This window comes from Frankia sp. R43, from assembly GCF_001306465.1.
Taxonomy (GTDB): domain Bacteria; phylum Actinomycetota; class Actinomycetes; order Frankiales; family Frankiaceae; genus Parafrankia; species Parafrankia irregularis.
On the sequence record NZ_LFCW01000001.1, the window covers coordinates 367560 to 385529 of the forward strand.

A 17970-nucleotide genomic window follows, 5' to 3' on the forward strand; every position below is an offset into this window, starting at 1 on the left:
AGCGACAATATCTAGAACGTGTTCTAGACTCTAGCGACTGGAACCGTGGGTGCAAGAGTCACCGGACGTCGCCCCCAGGCGAGTCATCCCTGACCTACCGTCAGGTACAGGCCGGGCGTCCGGATGCTTCTCACCGGGGGCGGAAGGATGGTCATGAGCGCTCTGGAGACGACCGCCGCGCGCACCGGGTCGCTGTTCATCGGCGGCGACCTCGTGCCGGGCGCGGCGGGGCGCTACCCGGTGATCGACCCGGCCAGTGAGGAGCTGGTCGGCGAGGCACCACAGGCCTCGCCCGAGCAGGCCCGCGAGGCCGCCGCCGCGGCCCGCGCCGCCTGGCGCTCCTGGTCGCAGACCACCCCCGAGCGGCGCGCGGAGCTGCTCGGGCGGATCGCGGACCTGCTGATCACGCACAACGACGAGCTGGTCGGGCTGGTCCAGGCGGAGACCGGCGCGACCGCACGGGTCGCACAGACCATGCAGGTGCCGGTGGCCGTCGACCGCTTCCGCCGCTACGCCAAGGAGGCTCTCGACCCGGTTACCGTGCCACTGCCCCCACAGCCGATGCCCGCCACCCCGCTCGCACCTGGCGGCCTGATCGGCGCGGTCGCCGTACGCCAGCCCGTCGGCGTCGTCGCCTGCATCACCCCGTACAACTTCCCGCTGGTCAGCCTGGCGGGGAAGGTCGCGCCCGCGCTCGCCATGGGCAACACCGTCGTGGTCAAGCCGGCGCCGCAGGATCCGCTGCAGATCCTGCTCTTCGCCGAGATCGTCGCGGAGGCCGGGGTGCCGCCCGGCGTGGTCAACGTCGTCACCGGGTCCGCCCCGTCGATCGGCGCGGCGCTGGTCGACTCCCCCGACGTCGACATGATCAGCTTCACCGGGAGCACCCAGGTCGGGCAGGCCATCGCCGCGGCCGCCGGGCGTGACATGAAGCGGGTGCTGATGGAGCTCGGCGGGAAGGGCGCCGCCATCGTCTTCGACGACGCCGACCTCGACGCGGCGGTCGGTGGCATCGGCTCGACCTGGAGCTTCCACTCCGGGCAGATCTGCACCGCGCCGACCCGCGTGCTGGTCCAGCGCGGCGTGCGCGACGCCCTCGTCGACCGGCTCACCGCCTACGCCGGCGCCTGCCGGGTCGGCGACCCGCGCGCCGCGGGCACCGTCGTCGGCCCGGTCATCTCCGCGGCCCACCGGGACCGGGTCGAGGCGATGATCGAGAAAGGTGTGGCCGAAGGCGCGACCCTGGCGGTCGGTGGCCACCGGCCGGCGTCCGACACCGGCTTCTACGTCGCGCCGACACTGTTCACCGACGTCACGCCCGGGATGTCGATCGCCCGCGAGGAGTTCTTCGCGCCGGTGGTCGTCCTCATGACGTTCACCGACGAGGACGAGGCCGTCGAGATCGCGAACGACAGCCCGTTCGGTCTGAGCGACTACGTCTGGACCGCGGACACCGGGCGCGGCTACCGCGTCGCCCGCCGGCTGCGCTCCGGCAGCGTCGGGATCAACACCGTGCAGCGCAACCACGAGACGCCGTTCGGTGGTTTCAGGCACAGCGGCGTCGGGCGCGACTGCGGCACCTTCGCGATGCACGCCTACAGCGAGTTACAGAGCATCGTCTGGTCAAGCTGAAGCTGAGGAGCGACGAGCATGGGTGATCTGCTGCGTGGCATCGTCTGGGACGGTTCCGCCTACCACGTGGTCGACGACCTCGAGGTGCGCCCACCCGGGCCCGGCGAGGTCGAGGTGCGGATGACCGCCGCCGGCCTGTGCCACAGCGACCTGGCGGTCGTGCGGGGGACGATCCCCTTCCCGACCCCGGTCGTTCTCGGCCACGAGGGCGCCGGCGTCGTCTCGGCACTGGGGCCCGGGGTGACGGGGGCGACGGGGCTTGCGGAGGGTGACGTGGTCGCGCTCACCACCCTCGGCAACTGCGGTGCCTGCGAGCACTGCGACGCCGGCCAGCCGACGATGTGCCGCTCCACCTTCGGCCGCCGGCCGCAGCCGTTCACCTGGCGCGGCGCGCCCACCTACAACTTCGCGAACACGTCCTGTTTCGCCGAGCGGGTCGTCGTCGCGGCGAACCAGTGCGTGCCGGTTCCCGACGACGTCCCCGCCGCGTCGGCGGCGCTGCTCGGCTGCGGGGTGCTGACCGGCGTCGGCGCCGTGCTCAACCGCGCCCAGGTGCGGCCCGGGTCGACGGTCGCCGTCATCGGTGTCGGCGGCATCGGCCTGAACGTGATCCAGGGCGCGGCGCTCGCCGGCGCGACCCGCGTCGTCGCCGTCGACACCAACCCGGCGAAGGCCGACCTGGCGTACCGGTTCGGGGCGACCGACTTCGTCGACCCGTCCGGCCGGGACACCGCCGGCGCCGTCCGCGACCTGCTGCCCGCCGACAGCACCGGGGTGGACTACTCCTTCGAATGCGTCGGGCACCCGGCGCTGGCCCGGGCCGCCGTCGACATGCTCGGCTGGCACGGCACCGCCGTTCTGCTCGGGGTGCCGGCGGAGGCCGCCGAGCTGTCCGTCCCCATCACCGACCTGTACCTCGACAAGTCGGTGCTGGGCTGCCGGTACGGCTCGTCCCGCCCGCAGCGGGACGTCCGCACCTACCTGGGCCTGTACCGCGGCGGTCGCCTCCTGCTCGACGAGCTGGTGACCCGCACCTACCCGCTCGACGCCGTCGGCCAGGCGATGGTCGACCTGGAAGCCGGCGACCTGGCCCGCGGCGTGCTCACCTTCTGACCTTCGGCGATGGAGCGAGGACGTCCCCCAGAGCAAGTAGCACGCTGTAGCACCGAGTGCTACCATAGGCGCCATGGGCAGTCTGGAGATCACCCAACGAGATCTGCGGTCGAGATCGCGGGAGATCATGGATGCCGTCGAGCACGGCGAGTCCTTTACCGTCACCCGGGATGGTCGTCAGATCGGCCAGCTGGTGCCCATTCGACGGAGGCGCAGGTTCATTTCCCGGCAGGAGTTCGCCGCAATGTCACGTAACGCCCCCGGCACGGATCTGGACGCCTTCCGCGCGGACCAGGACGCGGTGGTCGACCACGAGGCCGCCGGTGGCTACGAACACTGAGAACTTCCGGCAGGGCCTGCTCGACACCAACATTCTGATCCTGCGTCGCTGGATAGATCCCGCCGAGCTTCCCGACGAGATGGCGATCAGCGCCGTGACGCTTGCCGAGTTGTCCGCGGGGCCGCATCAGGTCCGGCGCAACGACGAACAGGACCTGTACGACGAGCACGAGGAACGCGCGCGGCGGATGGAAACCCTTCAGCGCGCCGAGAACGAGTTCGACCCGATACCGTTCGATGCCGAGGCCGCCCGTGTCTACGGCCGTCTGTCGGCAGCCGTCGTCGTTGCTGGACGCAAACCACGCCGCCGCGTCGCGGATCTCATGATCGCCGCTACGGCGATCACGGAGAGCCTGCCCCTGTTCACCACGAATCCGGGCGACTACGTCGGCCTGGAAAAACTCATGGACGTGGTCCCGGTCACGAGGCCGTCGGTGCTCCGTAACTAGCCTGCGGTTCCGAACGACCGGTAGGGCAGCGTTGGTTCGCCGTCGGAGTCGAGTGTCGTCAGCAGGGCGCCTCGGGAGCAGGCCGCCGGCACAAGCGGGTTGGCCGAGCCGTCGCACTGGAAGGTGAGTCCTGGTGCCGCCGGTAGCGGGAGCTTCGGCGCCGACTTGATCTTCTCTGTGATCCGGGCAGGGGTGATGTCGCCGCTGATCCCGTCGAGTGCCCGGCTCAGCGCGGTCATCGTGAAGTAGATGGTCGGCCCCATCGAGTTGCTCAGGTCGATGTCGGTCTCGTCGTAGGCAGCCACGATCGCTCGCCACTGGCTCATGTCGATGTTCTCGGTGTCGCCGACCGCGAACGGTGTGGAGGTGTAGACCCCGTCGAAGGCATCGCCGAGCGCCTTCCGCGAGCTGTCGGAGACGCACTGGCTGACGACGCCGATCGGGCCGGTGAAGCTCGCGGCGCGCAGCCCGTTGAACGCCGAGATGCAGAACGTGTCGCTGCCGATGATGTGCACCTCGGTCGGTTCGCCCGCCGCGATCCTCGCCATCTGCGGTGTCATGTCCGCCTGGTCGGGCGGGATCCTGACCACCTGCAGGTCAAGCCCGGCATCGCCGAAGACCTGGTCGCCGACGGCGTCGTAGAACCCGGTGACGACCGGGACATCGATCGCGACGACCGTGACCTTCCCGACCTTGTTCTCCTTGGCGACTGTGATCGGCAACGTGCCGAGCCCGGCGATCAGGTCTCCGAGGACGAACGTCGAGTCGGGGTCGAGGATGACGGACTGCTCGGTGGTTCCATACAGGAAGACTGGTATGCCGGCGTCATGCAGCGACTGCCACATGGTGCCGATGGCCGTCGTCTCGCCGGCCACCGTGATCACGACGTCCTGCTGGATGAACTCGGTCGCGCAGTCGGTCGCTTTCGCCGGGTCGGCCAGTGACTCGCAGGTGACGAGTTCGATCGGCCTGCCACCGATGCCGCCGGCGTGCACATTGAGGAACTTCGCCATCGCCTTGGCGGAGTCGATCTGGATCGTGTTGTCGAACGCGGGGGTCGCACCGAGCAGCCTCGAAAAGGTGCAGCACCGAGACAGTGAGGCATCGCCAGCGACAACCGATGAATAGCACGGTAATTCCGGTTTCCCGAAGATGGCCCGGCGTCGCCAGGGGTCGCCCGGATGTACTCGCCGACGGAACGGCGCGCACTTTGATGAGAAGATCGCCTGGTGTGGAACGAGCTTCCCCGGAACGCAACAGTGCCCTAAATCGTGACGATCCTCAGGAGGTCCTCCAGGCCGACGAGGTCGGCGGCGTTGCGGGTGTAGATGCTGGCTCCGTGGGCGTGGGCGGTGGCCGCGATCAGCAGGTCCATGGTGCGTGCGCGTGGCTGGCGCCCGACTTCGACGATGCGGGCGGCGAGACGCCCGTAGCTGTCGGCGACGGCATCGTCAACAGGCAGTGGGTCGAACCGTCGTTGGATCGCGCTGAGGCGGGCGAGCCGGGTCGCGCGGGCCTGGGGCGTCCTGGCGACGAGGATGCCGAACTGTAGTTCGGCAATGCTGACGACACTGACCGCCAACTCGCCGGGAATGGGGGTGACGTCCGTGGCGACCAGGACGCTGGTGTCGAGGATGCCTCGATTCATCGACCTTCCCAGGGATCCGTGAGGGAACCGTCGACGAGGTCGCGGTCCTGCGGCCAGTCAGTGTCCTCCGCCTGCGCGAAGAGATCCGCCAGATCGCCCCAGCGCCGCCACACACGCGGACTCACCGGGCCGAGGACGGCTGCTGGCCGGCCGGCCACGGTGATGGTGAGCCGTTCACCGGCCTGAGCACGGCGTACCAGATCGCTGGCGTTCTGCCGAACCTCTCGAAGCCCTATCTCGTCCACCCCCCGAGAGTAGCACTTGTGCTACCTGACCCTGGGCGGTTCAGCCGCGATCGGCACGGTCGCTGTGTCGCGGCCGGAGCGCAGCAGGGTCCCCGGGGTGGCGCCGGTGGTTGTCCCGTCCCGGACGATCTCGACGCCGTTGACCAGCACGTGGGCGACGCCGATCGAGCCGGCGGTGAGGCGGGCCGCGCCGCCGGGGAGGTCGTCGACCAGGGCGGCGTGCTCGGCGTCGACGGTGGCCGGGTCGAAGACGGTGATGTCGGCGTGGCAGCCCGGTGCGAGCCGGCCCCGGTCGCGCAGGCCGAACAGGGCCGCCGGCTCGCCGGTCATCATCGCGACGGCCGCCTCCAGGCCGACGAGGCGGCGCCCGCGCAGGCAGTCGCCGAGGAACCTGGTCGGGTAGGGCGCGCCGGCCATCCGGTCCAGGTGCGCACCGGCGTCCGAGCCGCCGAGCAGGACGTCCGGGTGTGCCCAGGTGTCGCGCCGCAGTGCCCACGAGTCGGGGTCGTTGTCGGTCGGCATCGGCCACAGGACCGTCCGCAGGTCGTCGGCGGCGGCGATCTCGACGAGGGCCGCGAAGGGGTCGAGGTCGCGTTCGGTGGCGATGTCGCCGACGACGCGGCCGGTCAGGCCGGCGTTGGCCCGTGAATAGGTGTCGCCGATGACGTAGCGGCGGAAGTCCGCGAGCCGGCGCAGGACACCGGCCTCCGGGGCGCGGGCCCGTTCCAGCAGGCGGGCGCGCACCGCCGGGTCGCGCAGCGCGGCGATCCGCTCGGGGATCGGCAGGCCGAGGACGTCCCCCCAGCCGGGGATGAGGTGCAGCGCGCAGAAGGTGCGCAGGCTCATGTTCATCGGCACCAGCGTCGGCATGGTCAGTGCGACGACCCGGCCGCCGAGCTCGCGGGCCCGCGCGGACGCGGCCAACTGGCGCGGGACCCGGTCGGGGGCGGCCGCGTCGATGGTCAGCACGTTCCAGTTGAGCGGCCGGCCGGCCGCCGCGCTCATCCGCGCGAGCAGGTCGATCTCGTCGTCGTCGAAGGTGTTCAGGCAGCCGGGGACGATCCCCTCCAGGAAGGTGCCCTCGTGCTCGCCGACGGCCGCGCACAGCGCGAGCGTCTCCTCGTGGGACGCCCAGCGGGAGGCGACCGGCCGGCCGTCGCCGTCGACATGCGTCGAGGAAAGCGTGGTGGACAGGCCCAGCGCTCCGGCGGCGAGCGCGTCGTGCAGCACCGCGGTCATCGCGGCGACCTCGCCCGCGGTCGCCGCCCGGCCGACCGCCTCGGCACCCAGCACGTAGGAGCGCAGCGCGCAGTGGCCGACGAGGAACCCGGCGTTGACGCCGATCCGCCCGTCGAGGGTGTCGAGGTACTCGGCGAACGTCTCCCAGCTCCAGTCGACGCCGGTCTCCAGCGCGGCCAGCGGCATCCCCTCGACGCGGGCCATCATCCGGCGCAGGTAGTCGGCGCCGCCGGGACGCAGCGGGGCGAGGGTGAACCCGCAGTTGCCGCCGATCACCGTGGTGACCCCGTGCACGTTCGACGGGGTGGCGTACGGATCCCAGAGCAGCTGCGCGTCATAGTGCGTGTGGACATCGACGAAGCCCGGCGCGACGACGAGCCCGTCAGCCTGGATTCGCACCCGGGCCTGGGTGGGCTCACCGGGTGGGGTGACGGCCGCGATCCGGCCGTCCTTGATCGCGACGTCGGCGTGCCGACCCGGCGCGCCGGTGCCGTCCACGACGAGACCACCGGTGATCAGCGTGTCGAACATGGCACTACCCCCGGGCGCCCGGCGCGTCGGCGCTCGGCAGGTCGGGGGCGGCGGCCCAGCGACCGTCCGGGGTGAGGCCGAGCATGCGGATCGCGTTGCCGCGGACGATCTTCTCGATGGTCTCCATCGGCAGGTGCTTCATCTGGCGTTCGGCGACGGCCCGGGTGTCGGGCCAGGTGCTGTCCGAATGCGGGTAGTCGCTTTCGTAGGTGACGGTGTCGGCGCCGATCTCGTCCAGGCTGAGCAGGCCGTGCGGGTCGTCGAAGAAACAGCCGTACACGTGCCGGCGGTACAGCTCGCTCGGAGGCACGGTCACGGTCTCCCCCAGCCCGCCCCAGCCGCGGTTCTCCCGCCAGACGACGTCGGCGCGGTGCAGGATGTACGGAATCCAGCCGATGGAGCCTTCCGAGTAGGCGATCGTGAGCTCCGGGAAGCGCTCGAACGTGCCCGACAGCAGCCAGTCGACGAGGGAATAGCACGAGTTCGCGAACGTCAGGGTGGAGCCGACCGCGGGCGGGGCGTCCGCCGAGGTCGAGGGCATCTTCGACGACGACCCGATGTGCATGTTGATGGTCGTCCCGGTCTCCGCGCAGGCGGCGAAGAACGGATCCCAGTAATGGTCGCGGTCGTGGATGGAGGGCAGGCCGAGAAACGGTGGGATCTCGCTGAAGCAGACGGCACGCACGCCCCGGGCGGCATTGCGGCGGACTTCGGCGGCGGCGAGCCCGGCGTCCCACAGCGGGACGATCGCGAGCGGGATCAGCCGGCCGGCCGCCGCGCCGCACCATTCCTCGACCATCCAGTCGTTGTAGGCGCGTACGCACAGCAGGGCCAGCTCCCGGTCGGCGGCCTCGGTGAAGGTCTGGCCGCAGAAACGCGGGAAGGTGGGGAAGCACAGTGACGACTCGATGTGGTTGACGTCCATGTCGGCGAGCCGGTCGGCGACCATGAAGGCACCCGGGCGCATCTGGTCGTAGCGCACCAGGCGCAGGTCGACCTCGTCGCGGTCGAAGCCGACCGCGGCGTCGAGGCGCATCAGCGGGCGGCACAGGTCCTCGTAGCGCCACCAGGCGACGTCCGGGCCGCTGCCCGGCGCGCCCATGGTCACCGTCAGCCGGCCGCCCACGAAGGTGACCTCGCCCTTCGGGGCGTGGACCACCCGGGGGCCGACGTCGCGGTACCGCGCCGGCAGCCGGCTGCTCCACACGTCGGGTGGCTCGACGACGTGATCGTCTACCGAGACAATCTTCGGGAAGTCGTGCATGGGGGCAGGGTAGCTCCGTTTCTGACGATCCGTCAGGTGTACGGGGCGACCCGCTCTCTCAGTACATGCAACCAGTGCCGGCATTTGCGCCACAGCCAGCGATCCGAGCCCTGAGATGGCGTCAGAAACCTCTCGGAAACCTCTATCGCCAGAAGAGAACGTGTTCTAGTCTGTCGGTCTGTCGGCGCGCCCGGTGCAACGAGCGCGTTTCGCCGCCTCACACGCCCCGCCGAGTCGCCGCGGCCTGCCTCCCCGCGGCCGCCGGCCGCCGGCTGACTGGCCGACGTGCGGGCGTCAAGGGAGAGGACATCCCCCGATGAGACCCCACCCCCGCCGTCGCAGAAGCCGCTTAGCATCCGCGCTGACGATCGCCATCGCCGTCAGCGTTGCCCTGACGGCGTGCACCCGGTCCGCCGACGAACGTGAGACGGGGGGATCCGAGCCCGCCGCGACGGCGGCTGGCGCATCGCCGGCAGCCGCCGCGGCCGGCGACTTCGGCGACCTGCGGGGCGTGTGCGGCCCCGGCCCCGCGAGCGGCGGCGGGGGCAGTAGCGGCGGCGGGGCCGCGGGCGGTGCGAGCGTTCGCGGGGTCACCGACTCGGAGATCACGATCGGCACCACCGCCGATGTGGGCAGCAACATCACCCCCGGCCTGGGCCAGGAGTTCTTCGACGTGGGCGACGCGTTCGTCGCCTGGTGCAACAAGGCCGGTGGCATCAACGGCCGGAAGCTCAGGCTCATCAAGCACGACGCGAAACTGTCCGAAGCCGCCGCGCAGATGATCCAGGCCTGTCAGACCGACTTCATGATTGTCGGCGGCGGCATGGTCGGTGACGCCGCCGCGGTCGGGCCGCGGGTCGACTGCGGGCTCGGTCAGATCTCCGGCTACACCGTCTCCCCGGAGGCCATCAGGGCTCCGCTTCAGGTCGTGCCGATTCCGGCGCCGTTCGACCAGTACCCGATCGGCGCCTACCGGCAGCTCGTGAAGCGCTATCCCGACGCGGCCGACCATCTCGGTGTGGCCGGAAACAACCTCGCGACGCTGCGCCCGCAGGGCCTGCGGCTGCAGGAGGCCCTCACCACCAACGGTTTCAAGGTGAGCTCCTACCAGGAATGGCCCCCGCTGGTGGCGAACTACCGGCCGTACATGGAGGAGATGCGGGCCAAGGGGACCCGGGGGCTGGAGGCGATCGCCCTGCAGGACCTCACCGCGCCGCTGACCGCGATCAACAACATCGGGTGGAAGCCGGACTTCGTCGTCATCGCGCACCAGCTGTACGACCCGGGCACGATCAAGGCGGTGACCACGGCGAACTTCTCCAACGTCTACCTCACGCTCGACCACGTTCCGTTCGAGCTCGCCGACACCGTGCCCGCGGTGAAGGAAGCCGTGACGATTCTGCGGGACACCCACCCGGAGGCGAAGCTCACCGACTTCACCGCCATCGGCTTCAACGCCTGGCTGCTGTGGGCGAAGGCGGCGACCGAATGCGGGGCGGACCTGACCAGCGCCTGCGTGCTGGAGAAGGCCGGCGCGACGAAGCAGTGGTCGGCCGGCGGCCTCTATCCCGCACACGACATCGCCCCCGGCGGGAAGGGTGATCTCAGCACCTGCGTCCTGCTCATGAAGGTCACCCCCGACGGTTTCGTCTACGACCGCGAGCTCACCCAGCCGAACAACGGCATCTTCAACTGCGATCCGTCCAATGTGGCAAGGCTGACGAACACCTTCGAATAGCGGTCCGAATCCGCTCCGCTCCGACCCTGATCCGATCCCGATCCGTCCCGACGATCCGCCACCCGAATCGAATTCCATCCGCCAGGAACGTCGAAAGGGATGCTGTGAGCACCGGGGTCAACTTCGCGGACATGATCGAGCTCATCGCGGACACGGTGCCGGGCCGGCCGGCCATCGTCGCCGGATCGTCCCGACTGACCTACGCCGAGCTGGACGCCCGTGCCGACCGCGCCGCGCGGCTGCTGCGGGACGCCGGGGTCCAGCCCGGCGAGCACGTCGGCATCTACGCGGTGAACCGGATCGAATGGGTCGAGGCGATGATCGGCTGCCTCAAGCTGCGGGCCACCCCGGTGAACATCAACTACCGGTATGTCGCGGCGGAGCTGCGGTATCTGATCGACAACGCCGACCTGCGCACGATCGTCGTCGAACGGCGCTACCTGCCCACCCTCGCCACGGCACTGGCGGACGCCTCACCGGTCCGCGCCGTCGTCGTCCTCGAGGACGGGTCCCCGCTCCCGGCCGACGTCCAGGTCGACGCCCAGGTCGACGGCGGGAGCGGTGCCGAGGCCCGGACCGGCGGCGCGGCCGGGAGTCAGGCGACGTCGTGGCGAACGGTCGGGTTCGAGGATCCGACAGCCGATCCGGCGACCGATCCGCGACCGGTTCGGATCCCCCGCGACGGCGATGATCACTACATCATCTACACGGGCGGTACGACGGGACTACCCAAGGGGGTGGTGTGGCGGTCCGCCGACCTGTTCCGGGCGGCGATCGCCCGCCCCCTGCCGGACGGCCGGATCCCGACCGGCATCACCGACTTCGTCGAGCACGCGGCGAACCCGCCGCTGAACTACTTCACCCTGGCACCGCTCATGCACGGGGCCGCCCAGCTCGGCGTGCTCATCGCGATCGCCACCGCGGGCACCACCGTGCTGTGGACGGGCCGCAGCTTCGACGCGCCCGCGATCTGGGATCTCGCCGCCGCCGAGCGGGCGACGTCGATGACCGTGGTCGGCGACGCGATGGCGCTCCCGCTGGTCGACGCGCTGGAGGCACGGCCCGGCGGTTGGGATCTCTCCGGGCTGTTCGCGCTGGCCAACAGTGGTGCGCCGCTGTCCAGCGGGATCCGGGCCCGGCTGGCGCGGCTGCTGCCGAACGTCCTCATCATCGACTCGTACGGCGCCACCGAGCTCGGGCACAGCGGCGCCGAGGAGGGTGGGCCGGCACGGTTCCGGCTCAGCGGTGACACCGCCGTCCTCGACGAGCGCCTCGTCCCGATCAGCCCTGGGGCGGGCACGGTCGGCCGGATCGCGCGGCGCGGGGCGATCCCGCTCGGCTACTACCAGGACCCGGAGAAGACCGCCGCCGTGTTCCAGACCGACGCCGACGGGGTGCGCTGGGCGGTGCCGGGCGACCTCGCCACCGTCGACGCGGACGGCACGGTCCGATTACTCGGCCGCGGCAGCACCGTGGTGAACTCCGGCGGCGAGAAGATCTTCCCCGAGGAGGTCGAGGACGCGCTGAAGACGCATCCCGACCTCGTCGACGCGGTGGTGGTCGGGGTCCCGGACGCCCGCTTCGGCGAGCGGGTCGTCGCCCTCGCCGTCCTGCGCGCCGGTCGGGCGCCCGACTCCGCGGCGCTCATCGCGCACTGCCGAGGCCTCGTCGCCGGTTTCAAGGTGCCGCGGGAGATTCACACCGTGACCGCCATCAGGCGTAGCCCGGCCGGAAAGGTCGACATCCCCTGGGCCCGCGCCCGCGCCGCCGACCTGTCCGGCTCCGCGGAACCACCCGGTACCACCGACTTCGCCGGCTCCGCGGAAGCGCCCGACGTCACCGACCCATCCGGTTCCGCGGAACCGCCCCGCGTCATCGACCTGCCCGGCGCCCCGGAACCACCCGACGCCACCGAACCTTCCGGTTCCGCGGAACCGCCTGGTTCCGCGGAACCGCCTGGCGTCGTCCCTGCTGCCGGCCGGAGCCCGGCGGGCGTGACTGGCGATGCGGCGGCCAAGGGGTCCGCGGACGCGGGGTCCGCGGCCGACGCGGCGGGGCGGGAACGGGCGTCGTTCCTGCCCGATCTGCTCATCGCGGCGCTCGAACGCGGCCGCGACCTTCCGGCGGTGCATCTCGACGGCCGGGTGCTGACCGGGGCCGAGGTGCGCGACGAGACGAGCCGGTACGCGCAGGCGTACGCGAAGCTCGGCCTGGGCATCGGCAGCCCGACCGCGATGATCTCGGCGAACCGCCCCGAGGTGCTCTTCACCATGGGCGCGAACATGCTGACCGGATGCCGGTCGTCCGCCCTGCATCCACTCGGCTCCGTGGATGATCACGCCTACATCCTCGCCGACGCCGAGATCGAGACGCTCGTGTTCGACCCGGCCTTCGCCCGCCGTGCGACGGAGCTGGCGCGGCGGGTGCCGTCCCTGGTGAACCTGCTGTCACTCGGCCCGGCGGAGGTGGGCACGGACCTGACCGCGCTGGCCGCCGGGTTCGCCCCGCGCCCGCTGGTCGCGCCCCGGGTGGGGCCCGAGGACGTCTCCGGCATCACCTACACGGGCGGTACGACGGGACGTCCCAAAGGGGTGATGTCGACGTACCGTGGCGCGGCCACGATGACCCAGATCCAGCTCGCCGAATGGGAGTGGCCGGCCGAGACCCGCTTCCTCGTCTGCACACCGCTGTCGCACGCGGGCGCCGCGTTCTTCGTGCCGGTGCTGCTGCGGGGCGGGTCGCTGGTCGTGCTCCCCCGGTTCGACCCCGCCGCGGTGCTCGACGCGATCGAGAAGTACCGCATCACCGCGACGATGCTCGTGCCGACGATGCTCTACCACCTGCTCGACCACCCGAAGCTGGCGGCGGCGGACACATCGAGCCTGCAGACCGTCTTCTACGGGGCCTCGGCGATGAGCCCGACCCGGCTGGCGGAGGCCATCGAGCGGTTCGGGCCGGTCTTCTTCCAGTTCTACGGGCAGAGCGAATGCCCGATGACGATCAGCGTGCTGCGCCGCGGGGAGCACGACGTCAACCGCCCCGACCGGCTGGCCAGCTGCGGGCGTCCGGTGCCGTGGGTGCGGGTGGCGCTGCTCGACGACGACGGCGCCGAGGTGGCCGACGGTGAGCCCGGGGAGGTCTGCGTCCGCGGGCCGCTGCTGTCCGCCGGCTACTGGCGCCGCCCGGACCAGACGGCGGAGCTGTTCGAGCACGGCTGGCTGCACACCGGGGACATCGCGCGCCGCGACGCCGACGGCTTCCTGACCATCGTGGACCGCAAGAAGGACATGGTCGTCACCGGCGGGTTCAACATCTTCCCGAAGGAGGTCGAGGACGTCCTGTGCTCGCACCCGGCGATCGCGGCGGCGGCCGTCATCGGCGTCCCGGACGACACCTGGGGGGAGGCGGTGAAGGCGGTGGTGACCCTGCGCCCCGGCGCCGAGGTCTCCGCCGCCGAACTGACCGCGCTCGTCCGGGAACGAAAGGGCCCGCATCACGCCCCGAAGAGCGTGGACGTCGTCGACCAGCTGCCGATGAGCCCGGTCGGCAAACCGGACAAGAAGGCCCTGCGCGCCCGCTACTGGTCCGACGGCGAACGCCGGGTCCACTGAAGGCCGCTTCCCCAAAAGATCATCTGGCGTGGAAGGGCAGCGGGCGGATCCGCATCCGATCACGCAGAAGCGTGACGACCGCGCCCGCCGCGAGATCGTCCTCCACATGCGGAAGATTGGCGAGCAACAGATCCGCCTGCTGGTCAGGCGTCAGATCGCTGCCGCGCTGTCGCTGAGCAAGAAGTGAGGATCTTGGCTGCTGGAACAGCCGAAATCCTCACTTCTTGCGGATCGCCAGCGCCCGTTTGCGCCTATTGGCGGGAATTTCTGGCGCTGTGCGGGCGTGCGGGATCCCCGGGTGAGCAGCCGCGCCGTGAACGGGGTCCGGTCGCGTCGAGGCCTGGGAAGGGTGATCCGCCGCGGGACCATTCGCGGCGGATCACCGTATTTTTTACGATTTTCCGGCGCGGCGGTGGCGGGCGGCGCCGGTTTGGAAGTGGGGGTAGGACGCGGAGGGTCAGGAGGCGGAGGGTCAGGAGGCGGACGGAGTCAGGAGGCAGGGGTGTCGGCGAGGGCGGCGGTGACCTCCCGCGCGGTGGCGAGCAGCTGGCGGGCCTGCGCCCGCGGCCCGGTGTGCCAGCCCGAGTCACGGCCGATCACGCTCAGCACCAGCACCACGCTCCCGTCCGCGTCGAAGACCGGAGCCGACAGCGTCTCCACCGCCTCGCGCGGCCCGGCGGCGCGTCCGGCGCCCTCGCCCCGGGACGAGCCGTTCGACGTCTCCCCCGCGGACCCCTCCCACGCGGACCCCTCCCATGCGGACGCCTCCGCGGCGGGTTCCTCCCAGTCGGGTGCCTCCCAGCCGGGTGGCAGGGCCCGGATCAGGTCCCGGGCCTCGGTCTGCGCCCGGTCGGTGAAATCGGTGCGCATCAGCGCGCGCAGCAGCGAGACGTGCCAGCCCGGCCCGCGCCCGACCGCGTAGCCGTGCCGGCGCACCGACGCGAGGGTCGCATTCAGCGCCTCGGACGCACCGGGCCGCGCCCCGCTGCCGATCTGCGCACACCAGGCACGCTGGACGTTCTCCGGAGCCCAGGCGACGAAGGCGGTGCCCAGCGGCGGCAGGAACGGAATCCGCTGACCGACCCGGGTCGGCAGCGCGTGGGAACGCGTGCCGCCCGCGTTGGCGACGAGGACCAGCTCCTGGCCGACCGCCGCGCTGGCGACGCATTCGGCGCCGAGGGCGTCGGCGAGCGCTTCCATGTGCGGGCGGGCGATGTCCGCGCAGCGCAGCTGTACCGCGAGGTCGCCTTCCCAGGCCGCCAGCGACGGCGACGCGAAACGGCCGTAGCCGCCCTGGAAGAAGACCAGCGGAGCGATCTCACGGCCCACGTCGAGATGACGCACCCGGCCGATCACGATCCAGTGGTCGCCGGCCGAGTGCACCGCTTCGATCTCGCAGTCGATGAACGCGACGACCCCGTCGAGCAGCGGCGAGCCCGAAGGTGCCCGCTGCCAGGAGAGATTCGCGAACTTGTCGCCGCCGCGGGCCGCGAACGCCCGGCACACCGCCTCCTGATCGCTGCCGAGGACGTTCACGCAGAACCGGCCCGAGGCCTGGATCCGCGGCCAGGACGTCGAGGACCTGTCCGGGAAGAACGCCACCAGCGGTGGATCGAGGGACGCGGAGGTGAAGGAGCCGACGGCCATCCCCACCGGCTGCCCGTCCGCGGCCATCCCGGTGACGACGGCGACCCCGGTGGGGAAGGTGCCGAGCACCCGCCGGAACCAGGCCGCGTCCGCCGCCGGGTTCGGGGTACCGGGTCGGGGGTTCGGGGTGGTGCTCATGCGGTCACCAGCCGCCGGCCGAGCTGGAAGGTGGCGCGCAGGCCCTCGCCCCACACGCAGCTGTCGGGCGCCACCGGCAGGCCGAGGCCGCGCAGCTCGTCCGCGAGCGGGCCCTCCCCCAGTTCGAGGGACACCTCGGACGGATCTACGGCGTCCGAGCCGATCTCCATCTCGGCCGCTGTCGCGTACGGGTGGCCGTCGAGGTACGAGTAGCTCTCCACGGCGAGCACCACCGGTGGACCGAGCGGTGCGGGGCGCCGGGCAAACCCGAGTGTGAGGGCCGGCAGGCCGGCCGGGCTGCTCACCCGGAAGGTGAACCCGCCGTCGTCGTATCCGGCGGATATCGTCTCGACCGTCTTCGGGAATCCCATCACCCGGTTGCCGGCCTCGCAGGTGAAGGGCTGGTTGACCGGCATCCGGTAGATGAACGATCCGACCGTTTCGTCGCCGGCGCCGGCCGGCCGGCTCAGAAAGCCGACGTTGAGCTCGTTGTAGTCGCCCCATGGATTGCGCCGGAAATCGCACGCGGCGATGACAAGGCAGCCCACACCGGGCGCCGTCTCCACCAGTTCGAAAGAACTTCCCGGCAAAAGGGCCGCGGCCTGCCGCGCCGGGACCGAATACGTCAGCGTGGCGGCGTTGAACTCCTCCACCCGCATCGGGAAGGTGATCTCAGCCCCGTCAATCGTGCCCCAGAGATGTGTCGCCGCCATCGCACCGGTTCCCCTTTCGTGCCGTGTGCCAGGACGTCATGCAGCCTGCGGAACGGGTGGGATCGGTCAGCTGCCGGCCCATTCCGCCGGCATGTTCACGGTCTGGTACTCGATGTAGGCCGCGAGGCCTTCCGGCCCGAGCTCACGGCCCAGCCCCGAATCCTTGAAGCCGCCGAACGGCGCGCAGTTCTCGAGCATGAAGGTGTTGACGTTGAAGGTCCCCGTCCGCACCTGGCGGGCGACGCCGAGGCCGGTGTCGTGATCCGCCGTCCAGACGGATCCGGACAGCCCGTAGTTCGAGTCGTTCGCGAGGCGCACCGCGTCGTCCACGCCGTCGTACTCGATCACGGAGAGCACCGGGCCGAAGATCTCCTCCTGGGCGATCCGCATCCCGTTGTCGACGCCGACGAAGAGGGTCGGCTCCACGTACCATCCGCGGTCGAGGCCGGCCGGGCGCCCGCCGCCCACCGCGACCTTGGCGCCCTCGGCGACCCCGGCGGCCAGGTACTCCTCGACGCGCCCGCGCTGCCGGGCGCTCACCAGCGGCCCGACCTGCGTCTCCTCGTCGAGTGGCGCGCCGACCTTCACTCCCTCGACGCCGGCGACCAGTGCTTCCACCACCTCGTCGTAGCGGTCGCGCGGGGCGAGGACGCGGGTCTGCGCGACGCACGCCTGGCCGCTGTTCATCAGGCCCGCGCCGAGCAGGGCCGGAACGGCCGCCGCCAGGTCCACGTCGGGCAGCAGGATCGCGGCCGACTTGCCCCCGAGCTCAAGGGTCACCCGGCGCAGCCGCTGCCCGCACAGGGATGCGATGTGCCGGCCCACCGCCGTACTGCCGGTGAAGCTGACCTTGTCGACACCGGGATGGGTGACGAGATACTCGCCGGCCACACGGTCGGCCGGCACGATGTTCACCACGCCCGGGGGAAGGCCGACCTCCTCCAGCACCTCGCCGAGAAGTCGGGCCGACAGCGCGGCCTCCTGAGCGGGTTTCAGCACGACGGTGCAGCCGGCGACGATCGCGGGCGCGAGCTTGAGCATGGTGGCGTAGACGGGGACGTTCCAGGGAACGATGGCGGCGATCACACCGACCGGAGTTCGACGCACCACGGACGGCCCGAGCAGCCCGGCCCGGGTCTCCTCCCAGGCGGTGTTTCTGCCGAGTTCCGCGTAGTAGTCGGCGACCATGGTGGCGGCCAGTACCTGGCCCAGGCGCGAGAAGGTGATGGGCGCGCCTATCTCGTTGCTGATCGTGCGGGCGAACTCCTCGGAGCGGGCGCTGATCTCCGCCGAGATCCGGGCGAGGAAATCGGCCCGGGCCGCACCGTCGGTGTTCTTCCAGGGGCCGCTGTCGAATGCCGTGCGGGCGGCGGCCACGGCCGCGTCGATATCGGCGCGGGCGACCGACGGAATCCGGCCTATCACGTCTTCCGACGCGGGGCTGATGACGTCGACGAAGCCCTCCCCCGCCGACGGGACCCACTTTCCCGCGATGAACAGGCGGTTGTCGGAACCAATGTCGGAACCCATGAGACCGGCCTCCTCGCTCAGTCCTGCGACGCGCGCCCGCCCGTCTGGTCGGCCGGCGGACACCCCGACAGACTAGAACAGGTTCTCATTCGCGTACAGGGCACCCGAACCGTTTCCTCACACCCCTTCAGGA

Annotated in this window: 15 protein-coding genes and 1 pseudogene; 8 read left to right on the top strand and 8 right to left on the bottom strand. The window is 71.1% G+C overall.

The window, feature by feature from the left end; translation table 11 throughout:
- Positions 1-153: 153 nt before the first annotated feature.
- The 4 genes from ACG83_RS01235 (at position 154) to ACG83_RS01250 (ending at position 3533) form a co-directional block, all read left to right on the top strand.
- Positions 154-1632, top strand: a complete 1479-nt coding sequence (locus ACG83_RS01235) for an aldehyde dehydrogenase (RefSeq protein ID WP_054564313.1) — start codon at positions 154-156, stop codon at positions 1630-1632.
- A 30-nt stretch (positions 1633-1662) separates the two neighbouring features.
- Complete coding sequence (locus ACG83_RS01240; protein WP_054565331.1) at positions 1663-2745, top strand: Zn-dependent alcohol dehydrogenase; 1083 nt, start codon at positions 1663-1665, stop codon at positions 2743-2745.
- A gap of 73 nt (positions 2746-2818) precedes the next feature.
- Positions 2819-3085, top strand: a complete 267-nt coding sequence (locus ACG83_RS01245) for a type II toxin-antitoxin system Phd/YefM family antitoxin (protein ID WP_054564314.1) — start codon at positions 2819-2821, stop codon at positions 3083-3085.
- Positions 3069-3533, top strand: coding sequence for a type II toxin-antitoxin system VapC family toxin (locus tag ACG83_RS01250; RefSeq protein WP_054564315.1), 465 nt, complete (start codon positions 3069-3071; stop codon positions 3531-3533). Before ACG83_RS01245 ends, ACG83_RS01250 begins: the two co-directional genes overlap by 17 nt.
- On the opposite strand, the gene ACG83_RS01255 is transcribed toward ACG83_RS01250, so the two are convergent.
- The 5 genes from ACG83_RS01255 to ACG83_RS01275 form a co-directional block, all read right to left on the bottom strand.
- A complete protein-coding gene (locus ACG83_RS01255) occupies positions 3530-4546 on the bottom strand; it encodes an ABC transporter substrate-binding protein (protein WP_083472956.1) in 1017 nt (338 codons plus the stop codon). The genes ACG83_RS01250 and ACG83_RS01255 overlap by 4 nt on opposite strands.
- A 251-nt stretch (positions 4547-4797) precedes the next feature.
- On the bottom strand, positions 4798-5181 hold the full coding sequence (locus tag ACG83_RS01260) for a type II toxin-antitoxin system VapC family toxin (RefSeq protein WP_054564316.1): 384 nt from the start codon (positions 5179-5181) through the stop codon (positions 4798-4800).
- Positions 5178-5426, bottom strand: coding sequence for a type II toxin-antitoxin system Phd/YefM family antitoxin (locus ACG83_RS01265; protein WP_054564317.1), 249 nt, complete (start codon positions 5424-5426; stop codon positions 5178-5180). The genes ACG83_RS01260 and ACG83_RS01265 overlap by 4 nt, the downstream gene beginning before the upstream one ends.
- Positions 5427-5447: 21 nt before the next feature.
- The gene (locus tag ACG83_RS01270; protein ID WP_054564318.1) at positions 5448-7196 is read right to left on the bottom strand and encodes an amidohydrolase family protein; all 1749 of its coding nucleotides are present in this window, start codon (positions 7194-7196) and stop codon (positions 5448-5450) included.
- A gap of 4 nt (positions 7197-7200) precedes the next feature.
- The gene (locus ACG83_RS01275; RefSeq protein WP_054564319.1) at positions 7201-8460 is read right to left on the bottom strand and encodes an amidohydrolase family protein; all 1260 of its coding nucleotides are present in this window, start codon (positions 8458-8460) and stop codon (positions 7201-7203) included.
- A 316-nt stretch (positions 8461-8776) separates the two neighbouring features.
- Here ACG83_RS01275 and ACG83_RS01280 point away from each other — a divergent pair, with 316 nt between their 5' ends.
- From ACG83_RS01280 to ACG83_RS45205, 4 genes and pseudogenes are all read left to right on the top strand, one after another.
- Complete coding sequence (locus ACG83_RS01280) at positions 8777-10198, top strand: ABC transporter substrate-binding protein (RefSeq protein WP_054564320.1); 1422 nt, start codon at positions 8777-8779, stop codon at positions 10196-10198.
- Positions 10199-10329: 131 nt separating this feature from the next.
- A pseudogene (locus tag ACG83_RS47850) lies at positions 10330-11922 on the top strand (AMP-binding protein); the annotation flags it as partial.
- A gap of 270 nt (positions 11923-12192) precedes the next feature.
- Positions 12193-13809, top strand: a complete 1617-nt coding sequence (locus ACG83_RS47855; RefSeq protein WP_083473054.1) for an AMP-binding protein — start codon at positions 12193-12195, stop codon at positions 13807-13809.
- Positions 13810-13837: 28 nt separating this feature from the next.
- On the top strand, positions 13838-13996 hold the full coding sequence (locus ACG83_RS45205) for a hypothetical protein (RefSeq protein ID WP_158230681.1): 159 nt from the start codon (positions 13838-13840) through the stop codon (positions 13994-13996).
- A gap of 302 nt (positions 13997-14298) precedes the next feature.
- Here ACG83_RS45205 and ACG83_RS01290 read toward each other — a convergent pair whose 3' ends face one another.
- The 3 genes from ACG83_RS01290 to ACG83_RS01300 form a co-directional block, all read right to left on the bottom strand.
- On the bottom strand, positions 14299-15594 hold the full coding sequence (locus tag ACG83_RS01290; protein ID WP_054564321.1) for a flavin reductase: 1296 nt from the start codon (positions 15592-15594) through the stop codon (positions 14299-14301).
- Positions 15591-16307 (bottom strand): acetoacetate decarboxylase family protein, encoded by a 717-nt coding sequence (locus ACG83_RS01295; protein ID WP_054564322.1) that lies wholly within the window; start codon positions 16305-16307, stop codon positions 15591-15593. Before ACG83_RS01295 ends, ACG83_RS01290 begins: the two co-directional genes overlap by 4 nt.
- Positions 16308-16373: 66 nt before the next feature.
- Entirely contained in the window at positions 16374-17837 is a 1464-nt protein-coding gene (locus tag ACG83_RS01300) for an aldehyde dehydrogenase (RefSeq protein WP_054564323.1), read from the bottom strand.
- Between the last annotated feature and the right edge of the window lie 133 nt (positions 17838-17970).

Bases quoted from the DNA above. Each gene is read 5' to 3' on its own strand.
- ACG83_RS01235 (WP_054564313.1), top strand. From the start codon at position 154: ATGAGCGCTCTGGAGACGACCGCCGCGCGCACCGGGTCGCTGTTCATC.
- ACG83_RS01245 (WP_054564314.1), top strand. From the start codon at position 2,819: ATGGGCAGTCTGGAGATCACCCAACGAGATCTGCGGTCGAGATCGCGG.
- ACG83_RS01255 (WP_083472956.1), bottom strand. From the start codon at position 4,546: ATGGCGAAGTTCCTCAATGTGCACGCCGGCGGCATCGGTGGCAGGCCG.
- ACG83_RS01260 (WP_054564316.1), bottom strand. From the start codon at position 5,181: ATGAATCGAGGCATCCTCGACACCAGCGTCCTGGTCGCCACGGACGTC.
- ACG83_RS01270 (WP_054564318.1), bottom strand. From the start codon at position 7,196: ATGTTCGACACGCTGATCACCGGTGGTCTCGTCGTGGACGGCACCGGC.
- ACG83_RS01275 (WP_054564319.1), bottom strand. From the start codon at position 8,460: ATGCACGACTTCCCGAAGATTGTCTCGGTAGACGATCACGTCGTCGAG.
- ACG83_RS01280 (WP_054564320.1), top strand. From the start codon at position 8,777: ATGAGACCCCACCCCCGCCGTCGCAGAAGCCGCTTAGCATCCGCGCTG.
- ACG83_RS01290 (WP_054564321.1), bottom strand. From the start codon at position 15,594: ATGAGCACCACCCCGAACCCCCGACCCGGTACCCCGAACCCGGCGGCG.
- ACG83_RS01295 (WP_054564322.1), bottom strand. From the start codon at position 16,307: ATGGCGGCGACACATCTCTGGGGCACGATTGACGGGGCTGAGATCACC.
- ACG83_RS01300 (WP_054564323.1), bottom strand. From the start codon at position 17,837: ATGGGTTCCGACATTGGTTCCGACAACCGCCTGTTCATCGCGGGAAAG.